At 68.9% G+C, this 24,625-nt stretch carries 22 protein-coding genes; 4 read left to right on the forward strand and 18 right to left on the reverse strand.

The genetic code is table 11. From position 1 onward, the window contains the following. Positions 1-5: 5 nt before the first annotated feature. The 9 genes from htpX to LCHO_RS20060 form a co-directional block, all read right to left on the reverse strand. Positions 6-881: a protease HtpX gene (gene htpX, locus LCHO_RS20020; RefSeq protein WP_012349017.1), complete on the reverse strand. Its 876-nt coding sequence runs from the start codon at positions 879-881 to the stop codon at positions 6-8. Positions 882-1,075: 194 nt separating this feature from the next. Further along, on the reverse strand, positions 1,076-1,735 hold the full coding sequence (locus LCHO_RS20025) for a hypothetical protein (protein ID WP_012349018.1): 660 nt from the start codon (positions 1,733-1,735) through the stop codon (positions 1,076-1,078). A 133-nt stretch (positions 1,736-1,868) separates the two neighbouring features. Continuing rightward, positions 1,869-2,903: a dihydroorotase gene (gene pyrC / locus LCHO_RS20030; protein ID WP_012349019.1), complete on the reverse strand. Its 1,035-nt coding sequence runs from the start codon at positions 2,901-2,903 to the stop codon at positions 1,869-1,871. Between the two features lie 42 nt (positions 2,904-2,945). Beyond that, complete coding sequence (locus tag LCHO_RS20035) at positions 2,946-3,680, reverse strand: amino acid ABC transporter ATP-binding protein (protein WP_012349020.1); 735 nt, start codon at positions 3,678-3,680, stop codon at positions 2,946-2,948. A gap of 12 nt (positions 3,681-3,692) precedes the next feature. After that, the gene (locus tag LCHO_RS20040) at positions 3,693-4,358 is read right to left on the reverse strand and encodes an amino acid ABC transporter permease (protein ID WP_012347707.1); all 666 of its coding nucleotides are present in this window, start codon (positions 4,356-4,358) and stop codon (positions 3,693-3,695) included. Continuing rightward, a complete protein-coding gene (locus LCHO_RS20045; RefSeq protein WP_012347708.1) occupies positions 4,355-5,098 on the reverse strand; it encodes an amino acid ABC transporter permease in 744 nt (247 codons plus the stop codon). The genes LCHO_RS20040 and LCHO_RS20045 overlap by 4 nt, the downstream gene beginning before the upstream one ends. A 65-nt stretch (positions 5,099-5,163) precedes the next feature. Then, entirely contained in the window at positions 5,164-6,060 is an 897-nt protein-coding gene (locus LCHO_RS20050; RefSeq protein ID WP_012349021.1) for an amino acid ABC transporter substrate-binding protein, read from the reverse strand. A gap of 197 nt (positions 6,061-6,257) precedes the next feature. Then, entirely contained in the window at positions 6,258-7,208 is a 951-nt protein-coding gene (locus LCHO_RS20055) for a LysR substrate-binding domain-containing protein (protein WP_012349022.1), read from the reverse strand. A gap of 21 nt (positions 7,209-7,229) precedes the next feature. Then, the gene (locus LCHO_RS20060) at positions 7,230-9,089 is read right to left on the reverse strand and encodes an ABCB family ABC transporter ATP-binding protein/permease (protein ID WP_012349023.1); all 1,860 of its coding nucleotides are present in this window, start codon (positions 9,087-9,089) and stop codon (positions 7,230-7,232) included. 134 nt (positions 9,090-9,223) lie between these two features. Here LCHO_RS20060 and LCHO_RS20065 point away from each other — a divergent pair, with 134 nt between their 5' ends. Next, complete coding sequence (locus tag LCHO_RS20065; RefSeq protein ID WP_223210573.1) at positions 9,224-9,592, forward strand: acyl-CoA thioesterase; 369 nt, start codon at positions 9,224-9,226, stop codon at positions 9,590-9,592. Here the strand turns inward: LCHO_RS20065 and LCHO_RS20070 are convergent. The 6 genes from LCHO_RS20070 to LCHO_RS20095 all read right to left on the reverse strand — a co-directional run bounded on the left by LCHO_RS20070 (position 9,581) and on the right by LCHO_RS20095 (position 17,593). Beyond that, complete coding sequence (locus tag LCHO_RS20070) at positions 9,581-10,495, reverse strand: SGNH/GDSL hydrolase family protein (RefSeq protein WP_083772776.1); 915 nt, start codon at positions 10,493-10,495, stop codon at positions 9,581-9,583. The genes LCHO_RS20065 and LCHO_RS20070 overlap by 12 nt on opposite strands. Positions 10,496-10,537: 42 nt before the next feature. Continuing rightward, positions 10,538-11,302, reverse strand: coding sequence for an enoyl-CoA hydratase (locus tag LCHO_RS20075; RefSeq protein WP_012349026.1), 765 nt, complete (start codon positions 11,300-11,302; stop codon positions 10,538-10,540). A 99-nt stretch (positions 11,303-11,401) separates the two neighbouring features. Continuing rightward, complete coding sequence (locus LCHO_RS20080) at positions 11,402-12,601, reverse strand: acetyl-CoA C-acyltransferase (RefSeq protein WP_012349027.1); 1,200 nt, start codon at positions 12,599-12,601, stop codon at positions 11,402-11,404. 14 nt (positions 12,602-12,615) lie between these two features. After that, the gene (locus LCHO_RS20085; protein ID WP_012349028.1) at positions 12,616-15,021 is read right to left on the reverse strand and encodes a 3-hydroxyacyl-CoA dehydrogenase/enoyl-CoA hydratase family protein; all 2,406 of its coding nucleotides are present in this window, start codon (positions 15,019-15,021) and stop codon (positions 12,616-12,618) included. 41 nt (positions 15,022-15,062) lie between these two features. Beyond that, entirely contained in the window at positions 15,063-16,853 is a 1,791-nt protein-coding gene (locus tag LCHO_RS20090) for an acyl-CoA dehydrogenase C-terminal domain-containing protein (protein ID WP_012349029.1), read from the reverse strand. A gap of 80 nt (positions 16,854-16,933) precedes the next feature. Then, complete coding sequence (locus LCHO_RS20095) at positions 16,934-17,593, reverse strand: TetR/AcrR family transcriptional regulator (RefSeq protein WP_012349030.1); 660 nt, start codon at positions 17,591-17,593, stop codon at positions 16,934-16,936. Positions 17,594-17,778: 185 nt separating this feature from the next. On the opposite strand from LCHO_RS20095, the gene LCHO_RS20100 reads away from it, so the two are divergent. Together LCHO_RS20100 and LCHO_RS20105 are read left to right on the forward strand one after the other, a co-directional pair. Next, positions 17,779-18,336 (forward strand): HNH endonuclease, encoded by a 558-nt coding sequence (locus LCHO_RS20100; protein WP_012349031.1) that lies wholly within the window; start codon positions 17,779-17,781, stop codon positions 18,334-18,336. A 126-nt stretch (positions 18,337-18,462) separates the two neighbouring features. Next, complete coding sequence (locus tag LCHO_RS20105) at positions 18,463-18,942, forward strand: glycine zipper 2TM domain-containing protein (RefSeq protein ID WP_012349032.1); 480 nt, start codon at positions 18,463-18,465, stop codon at positions 18,940-18,942. 48 nt (positions 18,943-18,990) lie between these two features. On the opposite strand, the gene LCHO_RS20110 is transcribed toward LCHO_RS20105, so the two are convergent. The 3 genes from LCHO_RS20110 to LCHO_RS20120 all read right to left on the reverse strand — a co-directional run bounded on the left by LCHO_RS20110 (position 18,991) and on the right by LCHO_RS20120 (position 22,220). Beyond that, on the reverse strand, positions 18,991-19,230 hold the full coding sequence (locus LCHO_RS20110; protein ID WP_012349033.1) for a hypothetical protein: 240 nt from the start codon (positions 19,228-19,230) through the stop codon (positions 18,991-18,993). Positions 19,231-19,400: 170 nt separating this feature from the next. Further along, positions 19,401-19,904: a cyanophycin metabolism-associated DUF1854 family protein gene (locus tag LCHO_RS20115; RefSeq protein WP_012349034.1), complete on the reverse strand. Its 504-nt coding sequence runs from the start codon at positions 19,902-19,904 to the stop codon at positions 19,401-19,403. A gap of 9 nt (positions 19,905-19,913) precedes the next feature. Continuing rightward, positions 19,914-22,220, reverse strand: a complete 2,307-nt coding sequence (locus LCHO_RS20120; protein ID WP_043705987.1) for a cyanophycin metabolism-associated ABC transporter — start codon at positions 22,218-22,220, stop codon at positions 19,914-19,916. Positions 22,221-22,416: 196 nt separating this feature from the next. Here LCHO_RS20120 and LCHO_RS20125 point away from each other — a divergent pair, with 196 nt between their 5' ends. Next, positions 22,417-24,600: a cyanophycin synthetase gene (locus LCHO_RS20125; protein ID WP_012349036.1), complete on the forward strand. Its 2,184-nt coding sequence runs from the start codon at positions 22,417-22,419 to the stop codon at positions 24,598-24,600. The last annotated feature ends 25 nt before the right edge of the window (positions 24,601-24,625 follow it).

The following is a 24,625-nucleotide window of genomic DNA, read 5'->3' on the forward strand; positions in this document are numbered from 1 at the left end:
GTCGATCAGGCAGATTGCTGCAGCGCGCGGATGCGGTCCTCGATCGGCGGGTGGCTGGAGAACAGCGCCATGATGCCGCTGGGCCGGCCGTTGATGCCCATCGTCGCCACGCTCTGCGGCAGCTCGCCGGGGTCGATGCCGCCCAGGCGCGCCAGCGCGCGCTGCATCGGCACGCGGCTGCCCATCAGCTGGGCCGCACCGGCGTCGGCGCGGAACTCGCGCTGGCGCGAGAACCAGGCCACGATCATCGCGGCGACCAGGCCGAGCAGCAGGTCGAGCACCACGGTGGTCACCATGTAGCCGATGCCGGGGCCTTCACGGTCGTTCTTGAGCACCACCCGGTCGATGAAGTAGCCGATCGCACGCGACAGGAACACCACGAAGGTGTTCATCACGCCCTGGATCAGCGTCATCGTCACCATGTCGCCGTTGGCGACGTGCGCCACCTCGTGGCCGATCACCGCCTCGACCTCGTCGCGGCTCATGCTCTGCAGCAGACCGGTCGACACCGCGACCAGCGCCGAGTTCTTGAACGCGCCGGTGGCAAAGGCGTTGGGCTCGCCCTCGTAGAGCGCGACCTCGGGCATCTCGATCCCGGCACGCTTGGAGAAGCGCGCCACCGTGTCGACCAGCCAGCGGTGCATCGGCTCGGGCGAGTCGTTGATGACGACCGCACCGGTGCTCCACTTGGCCATCGGCTTGCTCATCAGCAGCGAGATGAAGGCGCCGCCGAAGCCCATCACCATCGCGAAACCGAGCAAGGCGCCCAGATCAAGCCCGGTGGCGGCGTAGTAGCGGTTGAAGCCCAGCAGGCTGGCGGTGATGCCCAGCACGGCCATCACGGCCAGGTTGGTGATCAGGAACAGCGCGATGCGTTTCATGGGTCCTCGGGGAGGCGGTTGTTGTCAGGGTGCGGCGCGCCTCGGCTCGGGCCTCGGACATCCACCGCTCGTCTGATGTGAGGCCCGCACCGCGGCTATTCAAGGGCAGCGCGCCAGGCAGCCGCCCGCGTGGCCTTGGTGCCGAGCCGGGCCGACAAGTTCCCGCCGGCCCCGTCCCCCTCGGCCGCGCACCCTCAGTCGGCCGCGAAGCAGTACAGCAGGCCGGCGCCGCCGGTGGCCTTCAGCGCTTCATGACTGCAGCCACGTGTCGGGTGCGACGAGTTCCACGACAGCATCGGCGGCGAGGTGTTCAGGCCGATGCGGTCATGGTGGCCCACGATGGCCGCGCCCTCGCCACCGGAAGTCCAGTTGCTGCACGTCTGCGGGGCGGCCCGGCCGTCGGGGGTCGAGCCGGTCAGCACGTCGTGTTCGTTGGGCGTGTCGCCACGGCCCTTGACCACCTCGCCCTTCTCGGTGATCGCGGTCTGCTTGGTCAGGTTGTTGTTGCCATGCAGTTCGTCGACGTTCTGTGCCACCACCACGCCTCGGGCATTGGTCCACGGCCCCTTGCCGATGCGGTCACGGGCGTGCACCGGCGCCGCGCCACCCATGTCGTTGGTGCTGAGATAGGCGCGCCAGGTGCGCTGGCCGGCGCCCACGGCAGCGGCCAGCGTCTGGCAATGGCGATCGGCACCGGCCAGGCCACCGAAGTTGGCACCGTTGCCGTTGCCGACGCTGGTGACGAAGAACGTGGTCGGGTTGCTGGGCTGCACGGCCGATTGCATCTGCGAGCAGGACGCGAGCGACAGGGCGCCGAAGGCCGCCAGCAGACTGACTTTGACAGGTGATCGCATGAACATCTCCTTTTTGGTATTCGTGCACAAAGTCACGATTGACTCAGGCGAGCGCAGCCTACACCGGCGGCCACCGATCTGCCAGGGAGATGTTCTGGATCGACCGGCGCCGCTAGGCGGCACCGGCCACGGCTCAGGCCAGCAGCCGCCAGTCGAGCGTCTCGCCGCCGCACAGCGGCTTGAGCTGGGCATCACCGAACGCCAGCGTCTCGGGCAGCTGCCACGGCTCGCGGCGCAGCGTCAGCGTGCCGCTGTTGCGCGGCAGGCCGTAGAAGTCGGGGCCGTGCAGGCTGGCGAAACCCTCCAGCTTGTCGAGCGCGCCGGCGTCGTCGAAGGCCTGCGCGTACAGCTCGATCGCGCTCAGCGCGGTGTAGCAGCCCGCGCAGGCAGCGGCGTGTTCCTTCAGGTGCGCCGGGTGCGGCGCGCTGTCGGTGCCCAGAAAGAACTTGCTGCTGCCCGAGGTCGCCGCCTTGACCAGCGCCAGGCGGTGCACCTCGCGCTTGAGCACCGGCAGGCAGTAGTAGTGCGGGCGCAGGCCGCCGGTGAAGATGGCGTTGCGGTTGTAGAGCAGGTGGTGCGCGGTGATGGTGGCGGCGGTGTGGGCGTCGGCCTCGGCCACGTAGTCGGCCGCTTCCTGGGTCGTGATGTGCTCGAACACCACCTTCAGCTCGGGGAAATCGCGCCGCAACGGCCGCATGACCTGGTCGATGAAAACCGCCTCGCGGTCGAACACGTCGACCGCCGGATCGGTGACCTCGCCGTGCACCAGCAGCGGCATGCCGGCGCGCTGCATGGCCTCGAGCGCGGCGTAGGTCTTGCGCACGTCGGTCACGCCGGCGTCGCTGTTGGTGGTGGCGCCGGCCGGATACAGCTTGAGCGCCACCACGCCGGCCGCCTGGGCGCGCACGATCTCGTCGGCCGGCGTGTTGTCGGTCAGGTAGAGCGTCATCAGCGGCGTGAAGTCGACGCCGGCCGGCACCGCCGCGGCGATGCGCTCGCGGTAGGCCACGGCCTGCGCCGCGGTGGTCACCGGCGGGCGCAGGTTGGGCATGATGATCGCGCGGGCGAACTGGCGCGCGGTGTGCGGCACGACCGCCGCCAGGGCGGCGCCGTCGCGCACGTGCAGGTGCCAGTCGTCGGGGCGGATGAGGGTGAGTGTGGTCGTCATGGCGCGAGATTGTCGCGCGCCATCGCCCTCAGGGCCTGCCCGTCAATGACTCAGGATCTTCGACAAGAAGTCCTTCGCCCGCGGCGACCTCGCCTCCGGATTGCCGAAGAACTCGTCCTTCCTGCAGTCCTCGACGATCTTGCCCGCGTCCATGAAGATCACCCGGTGGCTGACCTTCTTGGCAAAGCCCATCTCGTGCGTGACCACCATCATCGTCATGCCTTCCTGCGCCAGCTTGACCATCACGTCGAGCACTTCGCCCACCATCTCGGGGTCGAGCGCCGAGGTCGGCTCGTCGAACAGCATCACGATCGGGTCCATGCTCAGCGCGCGCGCGATCGCCACGCGCTGCTGCTGGCCGCCCGAGAGCTGGCCGGGGAACTTATCCTTGTGTGCGCTCAGCCCGACGCGGTCGAGCATCTTCAGGCCGCGCGCGATGGCGTCGTCCTGGCTGCGCCCGAGCACCTTGACCTGCGCGATCGTCAGGTTCTCGGTCACCGACAGGTGCGGGAACAGCTCGAAGTGCTGGAACACCATGCCGACGTGGCTGCGCAGCTTGGGCAGGTCGGTCTTGGGGTCGGTGATGCTGGTGCCGTTGACGACGATGTCGCCTTTCTGGATCGGTTCGAGCGCGTTGACGGTCTTGATCAGCGTGCTCTTGCCCGAGCCCGACGGGCCGCAGACCACCACGACCTCGCCCTTCTGGATCGAGGTGGTGCAGTCGGTCAGCACCTGGAAGCTGCCGTACCACTTGGAGATGTTCTGGATCTGGATCACGGCGGAGTCCTCTCAGCGGATGATGGCGATCTTCTTCTGCAGCCGACGCACGAGCATCGACAGGCCAAAGCAGATCACGAAGTAGACGACGGCGGCGACCAGGTAGGTCTCGACCGGCCGGTTGAAGTTCTTGCCCGCGACCTCGAAGCCCTTGAGCAGGTCGTAGGCGCCGATGGCGTAGACCAGGCTGGTGTCCTGGAACAGGATGATGGTCTGCGTCAGCAGCACCGGCAGCATGTTGCGGAAGGCCTGCGGCAGCACCACCAGTTGCATGGTCTGGCGATAGGTCATGCCCACCGCGTAGCCCGCGTGCACCTGGCCACGCGGCACGCTCTGGATGCCCGCGCGCATGATCTCGGAGTAGTAGGCCGCCTCGAACAGCGTGAAGGTGACGATGGCCGACAGTTCGGCGCCCATGGGCCGGCCGATCAGCAGCGGGATCAGCAGGAAGAACCACAGGATCACCATCACCAGCGGCACGCTGCGCATGGTGTTGACGTAGGCCGCCGACGGCAGCACCAGCCACGGCTTGCCCGACAGCCGCATCAGCGCCAGCAGGGTGCCCAGCAGGATGCCGCCGATCATCGCCACCAGCGTGAGCTGGATCGAGAAGATGAAGCCCTTGGCGATGAAGCTGGCGACGATGTCCCAGTTCAGGAAACTGAAATCCAGATTCATTTGCCGCCTCCCAGCATGCCGGGCACCTGCACGCGGTGCTCGATGAACAGCGCGACCCGGTTGATGAAGAAGGCCGAGATGAAGTACAGCGCCGTCACCGCCAGGTAGATCTCGACGCCGCGCGAGGTTTCTTCCTGCGCCTGCATGGCGAACATCGTCAGTTCGGTGACCGACACCGCGAACGCCACCGAGGAGTTCTTGATGATGTTCATGCTCTCGCTGGTCAGCGGCGGGATGACGATGCGAAATGCCATCGGCAGCAGCACGTAGCGGTAGGTCTGGGGCAAGGTCAGGCCCATCGCCAGGCCGGCGTAGCGCTGGCCCTTGGGCAGGGTCTGGATGCCGGCCTTGACCTGCTCGGAGACCCGCGCCGAGGTGAAGAATCCCAGCCCGACGACCACCAGGATGAAGCTCGGTATGGCCTGCAGCGACGGGAAGATCTGCGGCAGCACGTGGTACCAGAGGAAGATCTGCACCAGCAGCGGGATGTTGCGGAACAGCTCGGTCCAGCTGTTGCCCAGTGCCACCAGTGCGCGGCTGGGCGTGGTGCGGAAGATGCCCATCAGCGAGCCGACCGCCAGCGCGACGATCAGCGCCAGCACCGCCACCGACAGCGTCCAGCCCCAGGCCGACAGCAGCCAGTCGAGGTAGGTGATGTCGCCGCCGCTGCCCAAGCAGCCCGCGACCACCTCGCCCTCGATGGTGCTCTTGCAGAAAACCTGCCAATCCCAGGTAGCCAATGGAGTTCTCCTCGTGAAACGCGGCCCGCACGGGCCGCGCTCTCAAACGCTGCGGTCAGCCGGAATCACTTCTTGGCGTAGTCCTCGGCGGGCTTGTCGTTGGGGTTGGTCCAGGCCGCCTTGGTGGCGTCCGACACCGGCAGGCCCACGCGCGTATTCGACGGCGGGATCGGCTGCATGAACCACTTGTCGTAGATCTTGGCGATCTCGCCGGACTTCATCATCGCGGTCAGGCTGGCGTCGATGGCTTTCTTGAAAGCCGGGTCATCCTTGCGCATCATGATCGCGATCGGCTCGACCGACAGCACCTCGCCGACGATCTTGAAATCGGCCGGCGCCTTGCTCTTGGCGATGTTGCCGGCCAGGATCTGGCCGTCCATCACGAAGGCATCGGCACGGCCCGATTCGAGCAGCAGGAAGCTGTCGGCGTGGTCCTTGCCGAACACCTCGTTGAAGTTGACACCATTGGCGCGCTCGTGCTTGCGCAGCAGCTGCACCGAGGTCGTGCCGGTGGTGGTGGCCACGCTCTTGCCGCCCAGCTGGGCGATCGAGGTGATGCCCGAGCTGCCCTTGACCGCGATGCGCACTTCCTCGACGTAGGTGGTGACGGCGAAGGACACGTCCTTCTGGCGCGCGGCATTGTTGGTGGTCGAGCCGCACTCGATGTCGACGGTGCCGTTCTGCACCAGCGGGATGCGGTTCTGCGAGGTCACCGCCTGGTACTTGATGTCGAGCTTGGGCAGGCCCAGCAGCTTCTGCACGTCGGCCAGGGCACGCTGGCACAGCTCGACGTGGTAGCCGACGTACTTGCCGTCACCCAGCGTGAGCGACAGCGCACCCGACGATTCGCGCACGCCCATCGTGACGCTGGCGCTGTCCTTGATCTTCTTGAGGGTGTCCGATTGCGCCTGGGCCGCACCCATGGCCATCAGGGCGGCGAAAACCAGCAGTGTCTTCTTCATGAAAGCTCCAACGAGAAATAGTGACGGTGAGAGTTCACCCGGTGAAACGATTCTAGGCACCGGCGTCGGCCTGCCTCGCCCCTGGCAAGGCCTGACTGCCCCCGGGAAACCCTGAGACGTGCCCGTACCAGGAGCACGACGCGTGCCCACCGGCAGCCGGCCATTCGGCTCGACCGGCCGAATCGGCCTGGTGGCGCTCAGGCCGGCGCGGCCACCAGGGCCTTGCCCTGGCAGAGAAACGCCCACAGCGCCTGCGCCGCCGGCTTGGCCTGGCGGGCGTATTCGGGCCGCTCGCGGTAGAGCCGCACCTCGATGGTCACCTCGAAAGCCGGTGCACCGCTTTGACGCGGCGCCGCCGGCACCAGGCGGCGGGCGCGCAATTCCTTCTTGACCGAGCTGACGGGCAGGAACGCCAGGCCGTGGCCCTCGAGCGCCATCGCCTTCAGGCCTTCGGCCATGTCGGTCTCGTAGATCGGGTCGAGGTAGAGCGCCTGGTTGGCCTGCTTGAGCAGCAGGTCGACCATGCGGCCCAGATAGGCGCCCGACGCGTAGGCCAGATACGGCACCCGCTCGTGCGTGTGGCCGGGCAGGCGGAACAGCGGCTCGCCGTCGGCATCGGCGCGCGCGTAGGGCGCCAGCGTCTCGCTGCCGAGCGTGAGCATCTCGTAGCGCTCGGGGTTGAGCTGCAGCGGCTGAGAGGCGTGGTGATAGGCCAGCAGCAGGTCGCAGCTGCCTTCGGTCAGCTGCATCACGGCGTCGTGCACGTTCATGCCGATCAGCCGGCTCTTGAAGGCGCCGAAGCGCTGACGCAGCTCCATCACCCAGTGCGGGAAGAAGCTGAACGCGAGCGAATGCGGCACCGCGAACTCGATCATGTCCTGCGCCGAGTTCTGGTGGCTGCGCATCAGGTTGCGCGCCGCCTGCAGCGAACCGAGCACCTCGACCGCCTGCGGCAGCAGCGTCTGGCCGGCCGGCGTCAGGCGGGTCGGGTAGGACGAGCGATCGACCAGATCGATGCCGGCCCAGGCCTCGAGCGCCTGGATGCGGCGCGAGAACGCCGGTTGGGTGACATGTCGCAGCTGGGCCGAGCGCGAGAAGCTGCGCGTCTCGGCCAGGCTGACGAAGTCTTCAAGCCATTTGGTTTCCACCCGAACCAGTTTAGCGGCGGCTCAGAGCGCCGCTGCTACGGGCTCTCCCTCGGCCCCGTCCTGCGACGCCGCCCTGGACTGGCTGCTCTGCTGCAGCCGCCACATGCGCGCGTAGGCACCCTGCAGCGCCAGCAGTTGCAGGTGGGTGCCACGCTCGATCACCCGGCCGTGATCGAGCACGACGATCTGGTGCGCATCGACCACCGTGCTGAGCCGGTGCGCGATCACCAGCGCGGTCTTGCCACGCGCCGCGCTCGACAGCTCGGCCTGGATGGCGCGTTCGTTGGCCGAATCGAGCGCCGAGGTGGCCTCGTCGAAGATCAGGATCGGCGGGTTCTTCAGCAGCGTGCGGGCGATCGCCACGCGCTGTTTCTCGCCACCCGAGAGCTTCAGACCGCGCTCGCCGACCACCGTGTCGTAACCCTGCGGCTGCGCCACGATGAAGTCGTGGATGTGCGCCGCGCGCGCCGCCGCCTCGATCTCGGCCTGGCTGGCGCCGGCGCGGCCGTAGCCGATGTTGTAGCCGATGCTGTCGTTGAACAGCACGGTGTCCTGCGGCACGATGCCGATGGCGCGGCGCAGGCTGTCCTGCGTCAGCGTCCGCAGGTCCTGGCCGTCGACCGAGATGCCCCCGCCGCCCACGTCGTAGAAACGGTACAGCAGCCGCGCCAGCGTGCTCTTGCCCGAACCCGACGCGCCCACCACCGCCACCGTCCTGCCGGCCGGGATCTCGAAGCTGACGTCATGCAGGATCTGCCGGCGCGGGTCGTAGCTGAAGTCGACGTGCTCGAAGCGCACCGTGGCGTCGGCCACCTGCAGCACATGGGCATCGGGCGCGTCGGCGACCTCGCGTTCGCGCTCGAGCAGGTTGAACATCTTGTCGAGGTCGGTCAGGCTCTGCTTGACCTCGCGGTACAGCACGCCCAGGAAGTTCAGCGGGATGTAGAGCTGGATCAGCAGCGCGTTGACCATCACGAAGTCGCCCAGCGTCAGGCGCTGCTCGACCACGCCGTCGGTGGCGCGCCAGAGCATCGCCACCAGGCTGGCGGCGATGATGAACTGCTGGCCGGTGTTGAGCAGCGACAGCGTGCCCTGCGACTTGAGCTGCGCGCGCCGGAAGGCGTCGAGCCCCTCGTCGTAGCGCCGGGCCTCGAAGTCCTCGTTGTTGAAGTACTTGACCGTCTCGTAGTTCAGCAGCGCGTCGATCGCCCGGCTGTGCGCCTTCGAATCGAGCTCGTTCATGTGCCGGCGGTACTGCGTGCGCCACTCGGTGACGGTGATCGTGAAGACCGCGTAGGCCACCAGCGCGGCCAGCGTGATCCAGACGAAACCCATGTCGAACTGGCTGCCCAGCAACACCAGCACCAGCACCAGCTCGACCAGCGTGGGCACGATCGTGAACAGCGAATAGCTCACCAGCGACTGCAGCGCGCGCGTGCCACGCTCGATGTCGCGTGTCATGCCGCCGGTCTGGCGCTCGAGGTGGAAACGCAGGCTCAGGGCGTGCAGGTGGCGGAAGGTCTCCAGCGCGATCTGCCGTGCCGCGCCGTGCGTGGCCTTGGCGAACACCAGCTCGCGCAGTTCGGTGAACACCGTCGTCATCAGCCGCAGGCCGGCGTAGGCCACCAGCAGGCCGACCGGCACGACCAGCAGCGCGCGCGGATCGCCGGCGGGAATCGCCAGCCCGTCGACCAGCTGCTTGAGCAGCACCGGCACGCCGACGTTGGCCAGCTTGGCGGCGACCAGGAAAGTCAGCGCAAAACCGACCCGCCAGCGGTAGCGCCACAGGTAGGGCGCCAGGCGCCGGATGGTGAACCAGTCGCTGCGCGGGGTGCCGGGCGGCGACTGGGGGGCGGGTTCGACGGAGTGGGCGCGGCGCATCGTGAAAGAATGGAAAAACTGGAGGTTGATGACCCATGACTGCACCCGACCGGGCCGAGGGCCCCGCGAACGACTTTCCGCCCACGCTGGGCGGCGCCCCGGGATCCCATCAGCGCGAGCTGGTGCTGCGGGTCATGCCGATGCCGGCCGATGCCAACCCCAACGGCGACATCTTCGGCGGCTGGATCATGGCCCAGGTCGATCTCGCCGGTGCGGTGCTGCCGGTGCGCATCGCGCGCGGCAGGGTCGCGACCGTGGCGGTCAACCAGTTCATTTTCAAGCAACCGGTCTCGGTCGGCGACCTGCTGAGCTTCTACGCCACCGCCACCCGCATCGGCAACACCTCGGTGACGGTGCACGTGGAAGTCTATGCCGAGCGCAAGCCGGCCGACCCGCAGTTCGTCAAGGTGACCGAAGCCAACCTGACCTACGTGGCGATCGACCTCGAAGGCCGGCCGCGCACCATCGTCAGACCGGCCGCGCCCGACACCTCAGCGCAATGAGCCGAACTGGCTGAAGCCGCTGGGCTCGTTGTCGAGCCGCGCGAAGACGCTGGGTGCGAAGCCGCCCGGCAGCACCGCGCCACGTGACGGGTTCTGCATCAGGTCGAACTCGATGTGCGCGGCCAGCGCCTCGGCCCAGCGCAGGTAGAGCGCGGCATTCGGATGGAAGCGATCGGCCGCCAGCCACTGCGCCGGGTCTTCGTGCGCCGGGTCGAACGGCAGCACGAAACGGCTGCGCCGATGGGCGTGGCGCACGTGGTTGCCCAAGGCCGAATCGAGCCGCGCGGCACTGGCACCGAGCACCCAGCGCAGCGGCTGCGGCAGCATCGGCATCAGGTCCATACGCGGCGGCGCGCAATGCACCGTGTAGCGCACCTTGGCGCGGTGCTTGGCGTGGCTGCGCACGGCGTCGAGGTTGTGCAGCCACTGGGCCGGATGGACCTGCTCGAGCACGTCGTGGGTGCCCAGCACCGTCACCAGCACGTCGGCCGGCTCGAGCCGGGTGGCCGCCAGCATCGCCAGCGCGCTGCGCGACGACACCCCCGTGCGCGCCACCACCTGCCAGCTCACGCTGGTCAGGCCCATCGGCCCGGACGACAGCTGGCGCGCCAGCGCATGGGCCAGCAAGGGCGCCAGCGCCTGCGCCTGCTCGTCGACCCCGACACCGGCGGCCGCCGAATCCCCCACCACCAGGATGCGCAGACGCGAGAACCCGACGCCGGCCTTGCCCTGGCGCGGGCCGGGCGGCTCGGGCAGGCGCGGCGTCGCCCGGCGCAACTGCCGGCCCTGCCACCACAGCAGCGGCGCCAGCAACAGCCGGGCGCCGGCCAAGGCGGCCGCCGACGTCGGCTCGGGCGTCGACGGCGGTGCACGCGGGGGTCCGGGAGGCGGGAGCGTCGACACGGCAGCTTGGGCGTTGAAGGGCTCGGTGCGGTGTTCAGGCGCTCAGGAAAAGCGCGAGAAATCCGGCTTGCGTTTCTGGAAGAAGGCCTGGAAGGCCTCCTGCGCCTCGGGGCTGCGCAGCCGGTCGCCGAAGATCGCGGCTTCGGAGGCGATCGTGGCCCGCACCGCATCGGCGCTGCCGGCGCGCATCAGCCGCTTGCTGTCGCGCACCGCGCCGGGCGGCAGGCCGTTGAAACGCAGCGCCACGCGGCGCGCGTGGTTGACCACCTCGCTGGTCGGCAGCACCGCATTGGCGATGCCGAACTCGACCGCCTCGGCGCCCGTGAACGGATCGCCAAGCAGCAGCTTCTCGGCCGCCTTGACGTGGCCCAGCAACTGAGGCACCAGCAGGCTCGACGCGAACTCCGGCACCAGGCCGAGGCCGACGAAAGGCATCGCCAGGCGGGCCTCGTCACAGACGTAGACGAAGTCGCAGTGCAGCAGCAGCGTCGTCCCGATGCCGATCGCCGCACCCGTGACGGCGGCGATCACCGGCTTGTCGCAATCGACCAGCGCGTGCATGAACCGGAACACCGGCGAGTTCATGTCGCGCGGCGGCGCCTGCATGAAGTCGTCGAGGTCGTTGCCCGAGGTGAAGATGCCGGGCTGGCCGGTGAGCAGCACCGCGCGCACCGCGGCGTCGTCGCGGGCGGCCGCGAAGGCCTGCGCCAGCTCGCCGTACATCGCCATCGTCAGCGCGTTCTTCTTCTCGGGCCGGGCGATCTCGATCGTGAAGACGCCATCGAGCAGGGCGGTCTTGATGCTCATGAATTCTCCATTTCGGGACGGGAGTTTGTCACGCTTTGCTGACGACCAAAAAGAAGCCGCCGCACCCGCAAGGGTTACGGCGGCCGGTCGAACCGAGCGTCAGACGCGTTCGAAGATGCCCGCCGCGCCCTGCCCCGTGCCCACGCACATCGTCAACATGCCGTATTTCAGGTTGTGGCGGCGCAGCGCGTGCACCACGGTGGCGGCGCGGATCGCGCCGGTGGCGCCGAGCGGGTGGCCGAGCGCGATCGCGCCGCCCATCGGGTTGACCTTGGCCGGGTCGAGCCCGACGCCCTGGATCACCGCCAGCGACTGCGCCGCAAACGCCTCGTTGAGCTCGATCCAGTCGATCGCCGACAGGCTGAGCCCTGCGCTGCGCAGCGCCGCCGGGATGGCCTCGATCGGACCGATGCCCATGATCTCGGGCGGCACGCCGCGGCTGGCAAAGCTGACGAAACGCGCCAGCGGCTGCAGGTTGTACTGCCGCACCGCGCGCTCGCTGGCCAGGATCAGCGCACCGGCGCCGTCGCTGGTCTGCGAGCTGTTGCCGGCGGTGACGCTGCCCTTGGCCGCGAACACCGTGCGCAGCTTGGCCAGGCCGTCGATCGAGGTGTCGGCGCGCGGCCCCTCGTCGAGGCTGACCGTGCGGCTGCGCGTGCGCACCTCGCCGGTGGCGAGGTCGGGCGTGCGCTCGATCACGTCGACCGGCGTGATCTCGGCGCCGAAATCACCCGCCGCCTGCGCCTTCAGCGCCTTCTGGTGCGAGGCCAGCGCAAAGGCGTCCTGCGCCTCGCGGCCGACCTTCCACTGGTTGGCCACCTTCTCGGCGGTCAGGCCCATGCCGTAGGCGATGCCGACGTTCTCGTCGCGCTCGAAGATCGCCGGGTTGAACGACGGCATGTTGCCGCTCATCGGCACCATGCTCATGCTCTCGCAGCCGCCGGCGATCATGACCTCGGCCTCGCCGACGCGGATGCGGTCGGCCGCCATCTGGATCGCGCTCAGGCCCGAGGCGCAGAAGCGGTTGACCGTGATGCCGCCGACGCTGTTGGGCAGCCCGGCCAGCAACGCCGCCACCCGCGCCACGTTCAGGCCCTGCGGGCCTTCGGGCATCGCGCAGCCGATGATGGCGTCCTCGATCGCCTTCGGATCGAGCGTCGGCACCTGCGCCAGAGCGCCGCGCAAGGCGGCTACGAGCAGGTCGTCCGGCCGGGTGCTGCGGAAGAAACCGCGGTGCGAACGGCCGATCGGCGTGCGGCTGGCGGCGACGATGTAGGCGTCTTGAATCTGTTTGCTCATCTCGTGTGCTCCGCTCAGTTGCGAACCGGCTTGCCGGTCGACAGCATGCCCATGATCCGCTCTTGCGTTTTCGGGTGCGCCAGCAGGGCGCAGAAGTGCTTGCGCTCGAGCGCCATCAGGTAGTCCTCGGTGACCAGCGAGCCGCCGTCGACATCGCCGCCACAGACCACCTCGGCGATCAGGCTGGCGATGTGGAAGTCGTGCGCGCTGACGAAGCCGCCGTCGCGCATGCCGACCAGGCTGGCCTTGATCGTCGCCAGGCCCGAACGGCCCGCCACCGGGAACAGCGCCTTGGGCGGCGCTCGGTAGCCCGCATCGGTCAGCGCCTTGACCTGGCCGATGGCGACGTGCAGCAGCTCGTCCTTGTGCGCAACGATCACGTCGCTGTCCAACAGGTAACCGAGCTTGCGCGACTCCAGCGCGCTGGTGCCGACAGTCGCCATCGCGGCGGCCTGGAAGCCGTCCTTAAGGAAGGCGAGCAGATCGCTGCCCGGTGCGCCGGCCGCCTTCTCGGCCGCGCGGCGCGCGATGTAGGTCAGCCCGCCGCCGCCCGGCAGCAGGCCGACGCCGACCTCGACCAGGCCGACGTAGGTCTCCATCGCCGCCACCCGCAGCGCCGAGTGCACCGCCAGCTCGCAGCCGCCGCCCAGCGCGATGCCGCGCATGGCCGAGACCACCGGCACCGCCGCGTAGCGGATGCGCAGCATCAGGTCCTGCAGCTTCTTCTCCTCGGGCGCGATGCCTTTGGCGCCGAGCTTCATGAACACCGGCATCAGCGATTCGAGATTCGCGCCGGCCGAGAACACGTCGTCCGGCGACCAGATCACCAGGCCCTGGTAACGCGCCTCGGCCAGTTCCACCGCTTTCAGCAGCCCTTCGGTCACGGTCGGGCTGATCAGGTGCAGCTTGGCGGTGATGCTGGCGATCAGCACCTCGCCGTCGAGCGTCCAGACCCGCAGCTCGTCGTTGCGGTACACCTCGGTGCCGCTTTGCAGCGGGTCGGGGGCACCGGCGCCCAGGACGTTTTCGGGGAAATGCTGGCGGGCGTAGACCGGCAAGGTCGAACGCGGCTCGAAACAACCGGCCGCCGCGGACCAGGACCCGTCGGGCGTGTGCACGCCGCCGTGCATGGCCACCGCGCTGTCGAACACCCAGGCCGGCAGCGGCGCGCGGCACAGCGCCCGGCCGGCGTCGATGTCGTCCTTGATCCACTGCGCCACCTGCAGCCAGCCGGCCTCCTGCCAGAGCTCGAACGGGCCCTGCTTCATGCCGAAGCCCCAGCGCATCGCGAAGTCGACCTCGCGCGCGTTGTCGGCGATCTCGGCCAGGTGCACCGCGGCGTAATGGAAACCGTCGCGCAGGATCGCCCACAGGAATTGCGCCTGCGGGTTGCTCGATTCACGCAGCAGCTTGAGCCGCTCGGCGGCCGGCTTCTTGAGGATGCGCTCGATGATCGGGTCGGCCTTGCCGCCGCCCGCCACGTATTCGCCCTTGGCCGGGTCGAGACGCAGGATTTCCTTGCCGACCTTCTTGTAGAAGCCCGCGCCGGTCTTCTGGCCCAGAGCGCCCTGGGCGATCAGCGCGGCCAGCACCGGCGGCGTGGCGTAGCTGGCGTAGAACGGGTCGTCGGTCTTGTCGTGGCCCAGGTTGTCCTGCAGCGTCTTGATGACATGTGCCATCGTGTCCAGCCCCACCACGTCGGCGGTGCGGAAGGTGCCGCTGCTGGCGCGGCCGAGCTTCTTGCCGGTCAGGTCGTCGACCACGTCGTAGCTCAGGCCAAACTTGTCAGCCTCGTGCATCACGGCCAGCATGCCGGCCACGCCGACCCGGTTGGCGACGAAGTTGGGCGTGTCCTTGGCCCGCACCACGCCCTTGCCGAGCGTGCGGGTGACGAAGGTCTCGAGCTGGTTGAGCACCGCCGCCTGCGTGTCGGGCGTCGGAATCAGCTCGACCAATGCCATGTAGCGCGGCGGGTTGAAGAAGTGGATGCCGCAGAAACGCGGCCGGATCGCCGCCGGCAGCGCGTCGCTCAGCTTGGTGATCGACAGGCCCGAGGTGTTGGACGCCACGATCGCGTGCGGCGCCAGGTGGGCGGCGATGCGCTCGTAGAGCGCGAGCTTCCAGTCCATGCGTTCGGCGATCGCCTCGATCACCAGGTCGCACTCCTTCAGCAGGTCGAGGTGCTCCTCGTAGTTGGCCGGCTGGATGCGCGCGGCGTCCTCGGCCACGCCCAGCGGCGCGGGCTTGAGCTTGGCCAGGTTGGCGATCGCCTTCAGCGCGATGCCCGACTTCGGGCCCTCCTTGGCCGGCAGGTCGAACAGCACCACCGGCACCTTGACGTTGACCAAGTGGGCGGCAATCTGCGCGCCCATCACGCCGGCGCCCAGCACGGCGACCTTGCGGACGATGAATCGATTCATACGGTCTCCTGGAATGTGGGTCGGGTTGACGAGCGACGGCTTCAGAACATCGACTCGTCCATCGCCATCAGCGGCGCGACGCCGGCGCGGGCGGTGCGGATCAGGCTGGCGGTCTCGGGCAGCAGCTTGGCGAAGTAGAAACGCGCGGTGTGCAGCTTGGCGGTGTAGAACGGATCGCCGCTGCCCTGTTGATCGAGCGCAATCCGGGCCATGCGGGCCCAGAAATAGGCGAACACCAGGTGGCCGACCACGCGCAGGTAATCGACCGCCGCGCCGCCCACCTCGTCGGCGTTGCCCATCGCCTTGAAACCGAGTTCGGTGGTCAGCTTGTTGACCTTGTCGCCGAGATCAGCGAGCGGGTTGATGAACTCCTGCATGTCCTCGCGCACGCCTTCCTCGTCGATCAGATCGGCCACGCGCCGGCCGAAAGCCTTGAGCTTGCGACCGTTGTCGGCCAGCACCTTGCGGCCCAGCAGGTCGAGCGACTGGATGGTGTTGGTGCCCTCGTAGATCATGTTGATGCGGGCGTCGCGCACGTACTGCTCCATGCCCCATTCGCGGATGTAGCCGTGGCCGCCGAACACCTGCAGGCAGTGCGAGGTGGCGATCCAGCCGTTGTCGGTCAGGAAGGCCTTGACGATCGGCGTCAACAGCGCCACCTCGTCGGCGCTGGCGCGGCGCACGGCCTCGTCGGGGTGGCTCAGCTCCTGGTCGAGCATCAGCGCGGTGTGCACGCACAGGGCGCGGCCGCCTTCGGCGTAGGCGCGCGCGGTCAGCAGCATCTTGCGCACGTCGGGGTGCACGATGATCGGATCGGCCGGCTTGTCGAGCGCCTTCGGCCCGGTCAGCGCGCGCATCTGGATGCGGTCCTTCGCGTAGGCGACGGCGTTCTGGTAGGCCACCTCGGTGAGGCCCAGGCTCTGCATGCCCACGCCCAGGCGGGCCGCGTTCATCATCACGAACATCGCCGCCAGGCCCTTGTGAGGCTCGCCGACCAGGGTGCCCACGGCGCCGTCGAGCACCAGTTGCGCGGTGGCGTTGCCGTGGATGCCCATCTTGTGTTCGAGGCCGCCGCACCAGATGCCGTTGCGCGCGCCCAGGCTGCCGTCGGCGTTGACGTTGAACTTGGGCACCACGAACAGCGAGATGCCCTTGCTGCCTTCGGGCGCGCCGGGCAGGCGGGCCAGCACCAGGTGCACGATGTTGGCGGCCAGGTCGTGTTCGCCGGCCGAGATGAAGATCTTGTTGCCGGTGATCGCGTAGCTGCCGTCAGCCAGCGGCTCCGCCTTGGTGCGCAGCAGGCCGAGGTCGGTGCCGCAGTGCGGCTCGGTCAGGCACATGCTGCCGGTCCATTCGCCGCTGGTCAGGCGCGGCAGGTAGGTGGCCTGCTGCTCGGGGGTGCCGTGGGCGTGCAGCGCCTCGTAGGCGCCGTGCGACAGGCCGGGATACATCGTCCAGGCCTGGTTGGCGCTGTTGAGCATCTCGTAGAAACACTGGTTCACGACCTGCGGCAGGCCCTGGCCGCCGTAGGCCGGATCGCAGCTCAGCGAGGCCCAGCCGCCTTCGACATATTGCGCATAGGCCTGCTTGTAGCCCGCCGGCGCACGCACGGCGTGGGTCGCCGGGTCGCGCGTGCAGCCTTCGGCATCGCCGCTCTGGTTGAGCGGGAACACCACGCCGGCGGCGAACTTGCCGCCCTCCTCCAGCACCGCGTTGACGGTGTCGACGTCGACCTCGGCGTGCGCCGGCATGGCCTTGAAGGCGGTGGTGACGTCGATCAGCTCGTGCAGCACGAACTGCATGTCGCGCAACGGCGGGGTGTACTGGGGCATGTCGTCTCCTGAACGTGGGGCGGCGCGTCGGCGCGCCTGCGTAACGGTGAAAGGATCGGAAAAGTGGCGCTGCGCCGCGCTCAGCGCGAGCCGTCCGCGGGGGCGACGGCATAGCGCGCGAGCATGTGCTCGAAGCCGCGGCGCGCCCGTTCGACCGCACCGGGCTCGCGCAGGAAGCGGGCATCGTGGTGCAGGGCGAGGATCAGGCCGTGCATCTCGAACGCCATCTGCCGGGCATCGGTATCGGGGCGCAGATCGCCGACCTCGCGGGCGATCTCGATCGCCCGGTGCAGCGCGGCGTGCCAGGTGCGGACCATGTCGGCCAGCGCGTCGCGCACCGGTCCGGGCCGGTCGTCGAACTCGACCGCGCCGCTGATGTAGATGCAGCCCGAGTCGATCTCGACCGTGACGCGCCGGATCCAGCGGTCGAACATCGCCACCAGCCGGCCCAGGCCACGCGGCTCGCGGATGGCGGGGTAGAAGATCTCTTCTTCGAAGCGGTTGTGATACTCGCGGATCACCGAGATCTGCAGCTCCTCGCGCGAGCCGAAATGGGCGAACACGCCCGACTTGCTCATGCCCGTGACCTCGGCCAGCGCGCCGATCGACAGGCCTTCGAGCCCTTTCTGCGACGACAGGGCCAAGGCGGCATCCAGGATCGAGGCGCGGGTCTGCTGGCCCTTCTGGGCGGAACGGGCGCCGGCGCGGGATTTGCGCTGCTCAAGGCTGGTGGAGGTCACGAAGTTCCGATTGATCGAACGATCGTGCTATTTTGTCCGACTTGTCGCAAGTCACAAGTCCTGGCGATCGTCTTTTTCTAGAGTCCGACCCCTAGTCAGATATGAGCCTTGTACCCACAAGGGTCACGAAAATGACACCTTGAGGGCTCAGGCTCGCATGATCTATGCTAGGCATGGGAACTGCCATGGACGTGCTTCAACTCGATGTTTCGGGTCGACCCCAGGCGTGGATCACGCCGAAGGAAGCGGCCACTCTGTATGCCAGCGACGCCGTCGCGTGGACGCTGGGAGAGCCGTGCATGGTTCTGCGCGGCGGTATCCAGCGCGTCAGCGGCCTGCAGTCGCGCATCGAACTGCACCCGATCATCGCGGTGCGTGGCGCCGTGCCCTCACGCGCCTGGCGACAGGCGCCGGCGCTGTCGAACATCAAGCTGTTCGTGCGCGACCGCCACGTCTGCGCCTACTGCGGCGGCGTGTTCCCGCCCGACGACCTGACACGCGAGCACATCGTGCCGACCTCGCGCGGCGGCGTCGACAGCTGGATGAACTGCATCACGGCCTGTCGCAGCTGCAACGGCCGCAAGGGCAACCGCCTGCTGGAAGAAACCCGCATGGAGCTGCTCTACCTGCCCTACGTGCCGAACCTGCACGAGGACATGATCCTGCGCGGGCGCCGGATCGTGGTCGACCAGATGGAGTTCCTGCTCGCCTGCGTGCCGCGCCACAGTCGCCTGCACGGCTGAATCGCAGGTGTACGGCGCCGCAGCCGTGCATGGCCGCGATGCGCAGCGGCGATCAGGGTCAACGGACACCCGGTGCTGCGACGTTAGGATGAGACACGCCCGCATCACCCCGGAGGGGGTTCGACCATGAAATCCCGCCTGATTGCCCTTGCCACCGCGCTCGCGCTCGCCGCCTGCAGCACCACCAGCCCCGACGTCGTGCAGCCGCGCGATGCGCAGCGGCTGTCGACCGTGCAGGACGCGGTGGTCCTGAGTGTCAGGCCGGTGGTGGTGGAGGGCCAGCAGAGCGGCGCCGGCGCGGTCGCTGGCGGGGTCGTCGGCGGCATTGCCGGCGGATCGGTGGGCGGCCGGCGCGAAGGCGCGGCGGTGGCGGTGATCGGCGCGGTGGCCGGCGCGGTGATCGGCAACACGATGGAGCGCTTCGGCACGCGCGAAGAGGCGGTCGAGATCCTGCTGCAACTGCCGAACGGCGAGCGCCGGTCGATGGTGCAGGCGAAGGGCACCGAATCCCTGGCCGCGGGCGACGCCGTGATCCTGGTGACCAGTGGTGGCAGAACCCGTGTCACGCGGGCGCCGCAGGTCGCACCGACGCCCCGCACGCCCTGAACCCGCAGGGCGCGGGCCGGGTCAGGCGGGGCGGCGAGCGGGAGCGGATCAGCCCGCGCTGCGCAGCTGCTCTTCGAGTTCGGTGCAGGTCGGTGCGCAGACCAGCTGCGACTTGCCGAGCAGCTTGCGGGTCTTCAGTTGCGAGCGGGCGCGGTGCTTGCCGCACAGGAAACACGACATCGTCGCGGCCGAGTGCGTGCCGGCGGAGCCGAAGGGTGAACCGGGCGTCTTGCTGAGGTAGCGCAGGCCATCGGTGTCGATGGAGGTCTTGACAGAATCTTTGCTCATGGATGGACTTCGGACGCGGGTTGAATGATCGCGGCGTGCAGGAAAGGTTCGATGACGAACCGATCGACACAATAAATGAAGTTGACGCTCACTGCTGATGCAAGGTTGAACCGGTTTGCACAGTCGTGAGCGCGCAACGTGTGGAAAAAATCCGGCGGCAGCCCTCCCCGTTACAGGAAACGCTCCAGCAATCGACGCGAACCGCGATCGAGAGCCGGCATGTCCCGGACCAGAAACTGGACGCCGTGCGCACTGCCGATCAGCAGCGCGCCACCCGGCAGGCGCCGGATGTCTTCTTCCACCTTGAGGACCAAGGTGGTGACGCCGCGGTCGGTTTCAACCTCCCAGGTGCTCGGAGTGGAAAAAGTCGAAACCGAGACCACCCGGCGGATGACCGGCATGAACTCGCGTGCCGCCAGTTCGGCCTCGATCAGCTGGCGCTGCGCCGGGCCGAGCTCGTCGATGCGCTCGAACCAGGCCAGCTCGTGACCATCGGCACTGACCAGCGACAGGCCCTCGCCCGGCGCGACGAGCGGGAAAGCCCGCACCGGCACGACGCCGGTGTGCACGGTGCCGGCAGCGTCGGTGTAGACCAGTCGCCCCTGCGCGTTGCGGCTGAGCAGGAAGTCAGGGGCGCCCGTCGCGGGCTCCCGGGATGTCGGCGGATTCGTCATCGCGGGCCCTCAGTCCTGGCCGGCCGGGTGGGCCGCATGGGTGGGTGCGGGCACGGTCTCGCGGTCGTCACCATCGTCGTCGACCCGCCGCGCCTGTGCTTCGTAGAGCCGCCAGTACGCACCCTGGCGGGCCATCAGTTCGTCGTGCGGCCCGACCTCGACCACCCGGCCGCGCTCCATCACGACCAGCCGGTCGGCCTTGCGCAGGGTCGACAGCCGGTGCGCGATGGCGATGGTGGTGCGGCCCTGCACCAGGTTGTCGAGCGCCTTCTGGATCTCTTTTTCGGTCTCGGTGTCGACCGACGAGGTGGCCTCGTCGAGGATCAGCACGCGCGGGTCGATCAGCAGCGCGCGCGCGATCGAGATGCGCTGGCGCTCGCCCCCCGACAGGCCCTGGCCGCGTTCGCCGACCAGCGAGTCGTAGCCCAGCGGCAGCCGCAGGATGAACTCGTGCGCGTGCGCGGCGCGCGCCGCGGCGACGATCTCGGCCCGGCTCGCGTCAGGGCGGCCGTAGGCGATGTTCTCGGCGATGGTGCCGAAGAACAGGAACGGCTCCTGCAGCACCAGGCCGATGTGACGGCGGTAGTCGGCCACCGCGAAGCGGCGGATGTCGACGCCATCGACGCGGATGGCGCCGTCGCTGACGTCGTAGAAGCGGCAGATCAGGTTCACCAGCGTGCTCTTGCCCGAGCCGCTGTGGCCGACCAGGCCGATCATCTCGCCGGGCCGGATCTCGAGGTCGAGGCCACGGATCACCGCCCGGTTGCCGTAGCGGAAGCCGACCGATTCCATCGTCACGCGGCCCTGCAGCGCGCCGATCGGCACCGGCTGGGTGGGCTCGGGCACGTTCGAGACGTGGTCGAGGATGTCGAAGATGCGCTTGGCGCCCGAGGCCGCCTTCTGCGTCACCGAGACGATGCGGCTCATCGAGTCGAGCCGGCCGTAGAAGCGGCCGATGTAGGCGATGAAGGCGGTCAGCACGCCGACCGTGATCTCGCCGCGGCTGACCTGCCAGATGCCGAAGGCCCAGACCACCAGCAGGCCGATGTCGGTCAGCAGCGACACGGTCGGGCTGAACAGGCTCCAGGTCTTGTTCAGCTTGTCGTTGACGGCCAGGTTCTGCTGGTTGGCGTCGCGAAAGCGCCGGGCCTCGCGGCCTTCCTGGGCAAACGCCTTGACGACGCGGATGCCGGGGATGGTGTCGGCCAGCACGTTGGTGACGTCGCCCCAGACCCGGTCGATCTTCTCGAAGCCGTGGCGCAGGCGGTCGCGCACGACGTGGATCATCCAGCCGATGAAGGGCAGCGGCAGCAGCGTGACCAGCGCCAGCCAGGGGTTGACCGAGAACAGGATGGTCGCGGTCATCGCCAGCATCAGCACGTCGGTGATGAAGTCGAGCGCGTGCAGCGACAGGAAGACCGAGATGCGGTCGGTCTCGGAGCCGATGCGCGCCATCAGGTCGCCGGTGCGCTTGGCGCCGAAGTAGTCGAGCGACAGCGTCAGCAGGTGCTCGAAGGCGCTGGTGCGCAGGTCGGCGGCGATGCGCTCGGACACCAGCGCCAGCAGCCAGGTGCGCGCCCAGCCCAGGCTCCAGGCCAGCAGCGCCGAGCCCAGCAGGCCCGACAGCAGCAGCATCACGTAGCCGGGGTCGATGCGCTGGCCGTTCTGGAACGGGATCAGCACGTTGTCCATCAGCGGGATGGTCAGGTAGGGCGGCACCAGCGTGGCGGCGGTCGACGCCAGCGTCAGCATGAAACCGATGATCAGCTGCCAGCGGTAGGGCTTGGCGAAGCGGCCCAGGCGCAGCAGCACCCAGGTCGACGGCGGCGTCTGCAGCTCGCGGGCGCAGACCGGGCACTCCTCGCTGTCCTCGGGCATCGGCGACGAGCAGATCGGGCAGGTCGCCGTGTCTTCGGCCGGCGCCGGCGTGTGCCGGTGATCGAGCGACGCGATCTGCCGCTCGAACTGCTCGACCAGCCGCACCGCCTGCACCTGCAGGCCGAGCGTGTAGCGCCAGACCGCCAGCAACGCCGCGTCGTCGTGCAGCTCGAGCTGGCCGACGCCGGCGTGATCGCTCAGCCGCAGCGCCAGTCCCGGACGCAGCGTGAAGCTGCGCCAGCCGGCATCGCCCGCCTCGCGGGCGTGCAGCGAGCGGCTGCCCAGCACCAGCTGCCCGGTACCGAAGTGCATCCGGGCATCCAGGTCAACCTGGAACGAGGCCAGCACGTTCTCGTCTGCGGACAGCGGCGCTCGCGCATCGATTCCGCCGGAATCCGCAAGTGGCTGTGTGACGTCGACTGGATGAAGAGGGTGCATGAGGTGTGCTTGCGGCGGGCCGGTCGGGAACAATCCGGATCCTGGGCCGAATCGGCGATTTTCGCCCAAGCGCCTACAACGCTCGAAACGACCGTCTCGCCGACGTCAGGCCGGCACCACATTGACAGGCGCACAATCGTGCGCCGCTCCAGGCAACGCTTTCGTCACGCCCGCCCAGGGCCGAGATTCCGACCTCATGAGCCTCAAAGAAGACATCAAACTGCTGCGCATCAACTACCTGCGCGGCCCCAACGTCTGGACCTACCGACCGGTGCTGGAAGTCTGGCTCGATCTCGGTGAGCTCGAAGACCATCCCTCCCACCTGCTGCCCGGTTTCAACGACCGGCTGACGGCGATGCTGCCGGCGCTGGTCGAGCACCACTGCGGTGTCGGCGAGCGCGGCGGTTTCCTGCAGCGGCTGCAGGAAGGCACCTGGATGGGCCATGTGCTCGAGCACGTGGTGATCGAGCTGCTCAACCTGTCGGGCATGCCGACCGGCTTCGGCCAGACCCGCAGCACCTCGCGGCGCGGCGTCTACCGGATGGTGTTCCGGGCCCGCGACGAGCAGGTCGCCCGCACCGCGCTGGCCAACGCGCATGCGCTGCTGATGGCGGCGATCAACGACCAGCCGTTCGACGTCGACGCCGCCGTCACGCAGGTGCGCGAGCGCATCGACGAGTGCTTCCTCGGCCCCAGCACCGCCTGCATCGTCGCCGCGGCGACCGATCGGCGCATCCCGCACATCCGCCTCAACGACGGCAACCTGGTGCAGCTCGGCTACGGCTCGGCGCAGCGCCGCATCTGGACCGCCGAGACCGACCTCACCAGCGCCATCGCCGAGGGCATCGCCGGCGACAAGGACCTGACCAAGGCGCTGCTGCGCGCGGTCGGCGTGCCGGTGCCCGAAGGCCAGGTCGCCGCCGACCCGGCCGCCGCCTGGGAGATCGCGCAGGACATCGGCCTGCCGGTGGTGGTCAAGCCGACCGACGCCAACCACGGCCGCGGCGTCAGCCTCGACCTCGGCAACCGGCAGGACGTCGAATCCGCCTGGGGCGTGGCGCGCGCCGAAGGCAGCGAGGTGATCGTCGAACGCTACGTGCGCGGCGACGAGCACCGCGTGCTGGTCGTCGACGGACAGGTGGTGGCCGCCGCCCGCGGCGAAAGCCTGTGGATCACCGGCGACGGCCACGGCAGCGTCGTGCAGCTGATCGACAGCCAGCTCAACATCGATCCGCGCCGCGGCGACGCCGAGGAGTTCCCGCTCGAGACCATCCGCCTCGACCGCGAGCCGGTGATCCGCCTGCTGCTGGAGCGCCAGGGCCTCGACGGCACGTCGGTGCCGGAGGCCGGCCGGCGGATCCTGATCCAGCGCAACGGCAACGTCTCGATCGACTGCACCGACCAGGTGCACCCCGAGGTCGAACACGCCGTCTCGCTGGCCGCGCGGGTGATCGGCCTGGACATCGCCGGCGTCGATCTGGTCTGCGAGGACATCTCGCGCCCGCTGCAGGAGCAGGGCGGCGCGATCGTCGAGGTCAACGCCGGCCCCGGCCTGCTGATGCACCTGAAGCCGGCCGAAGGTACGCCGCGGCCGGTCGGCCAGGCGATCGTCAACCACCTGTTCGCCGAAGACGCTTCGGGCCGCATCCCGATCGTCGGCATCGCCGGCTCGGTCGACACCCACCGCATCGCCCGCCTGGTGGCGTGGCTGGTGCACCTGAGCGGGCGCCACGTCGGCCTGGCCTGCGGCGACGGCCTGTTCCTCGGCAACCGCCAGGTCGAGCGGCGCGACGGCGCCAACTGGTCGGCCGGCCACCGGCTGCTGATCAACCGCGAGGTGCAGGCGGTGGTGCTCGAGAACGGTGCCGCCAGCATCCTGCAGGACGGCCTGGCCTACGACCGCTGCCAGGTCGGCGTGATCACCGACCTCGGTGGCGCCGAGGCCCTGGCCGCGCACGACATCCAGACCTCCGACCAGCTGGTGCGGGTGCTGCGAACGCAGATGGACGTGGTGCTGTCGGACGGCGTGGGCGTGCTCAACGCCGCCGACGAACGCATCGCCGAACTCGCCAGCCTGTGCGACGGCGAGGTGCTCCTCTACGCCGACGACGGACAGAACGCCGCGCTGCGCGAACACCGCGGCGCGGGCGGGCGGGCGGTGTTCCTGCGTGACCGGCGCCTGGTGCTGGCCACGGGCACCAGCGAGACGCTCGGCCCGCCGCTGCACAGCGGGCGCCGGCGCGGCGCGGCGCTCAGCGCCGGCGTGCTGCTGGCCGCCGTCGCCACCGCCTGGGGCCTGGGCATCGCCCCCGAACTGATCGCCGCCGGCATCGAGACCTTCGATCCCGACCTGGCCATGACCGCCCCCGGCCAGCACTGAGCCCACCGACTCCCCTGCCTTTCAT

It is taken from the genome of Leptothrix cholodnii SP-6 (assembly GCF_000019785.1).
Classification (GTDB): Bacteria; Pseudomonadota; Gammaproteobacteria; order Burkholderiales; family Burkholderiaceae_C; genus Sphaerotilus; species Sphaerotilus cholodnii.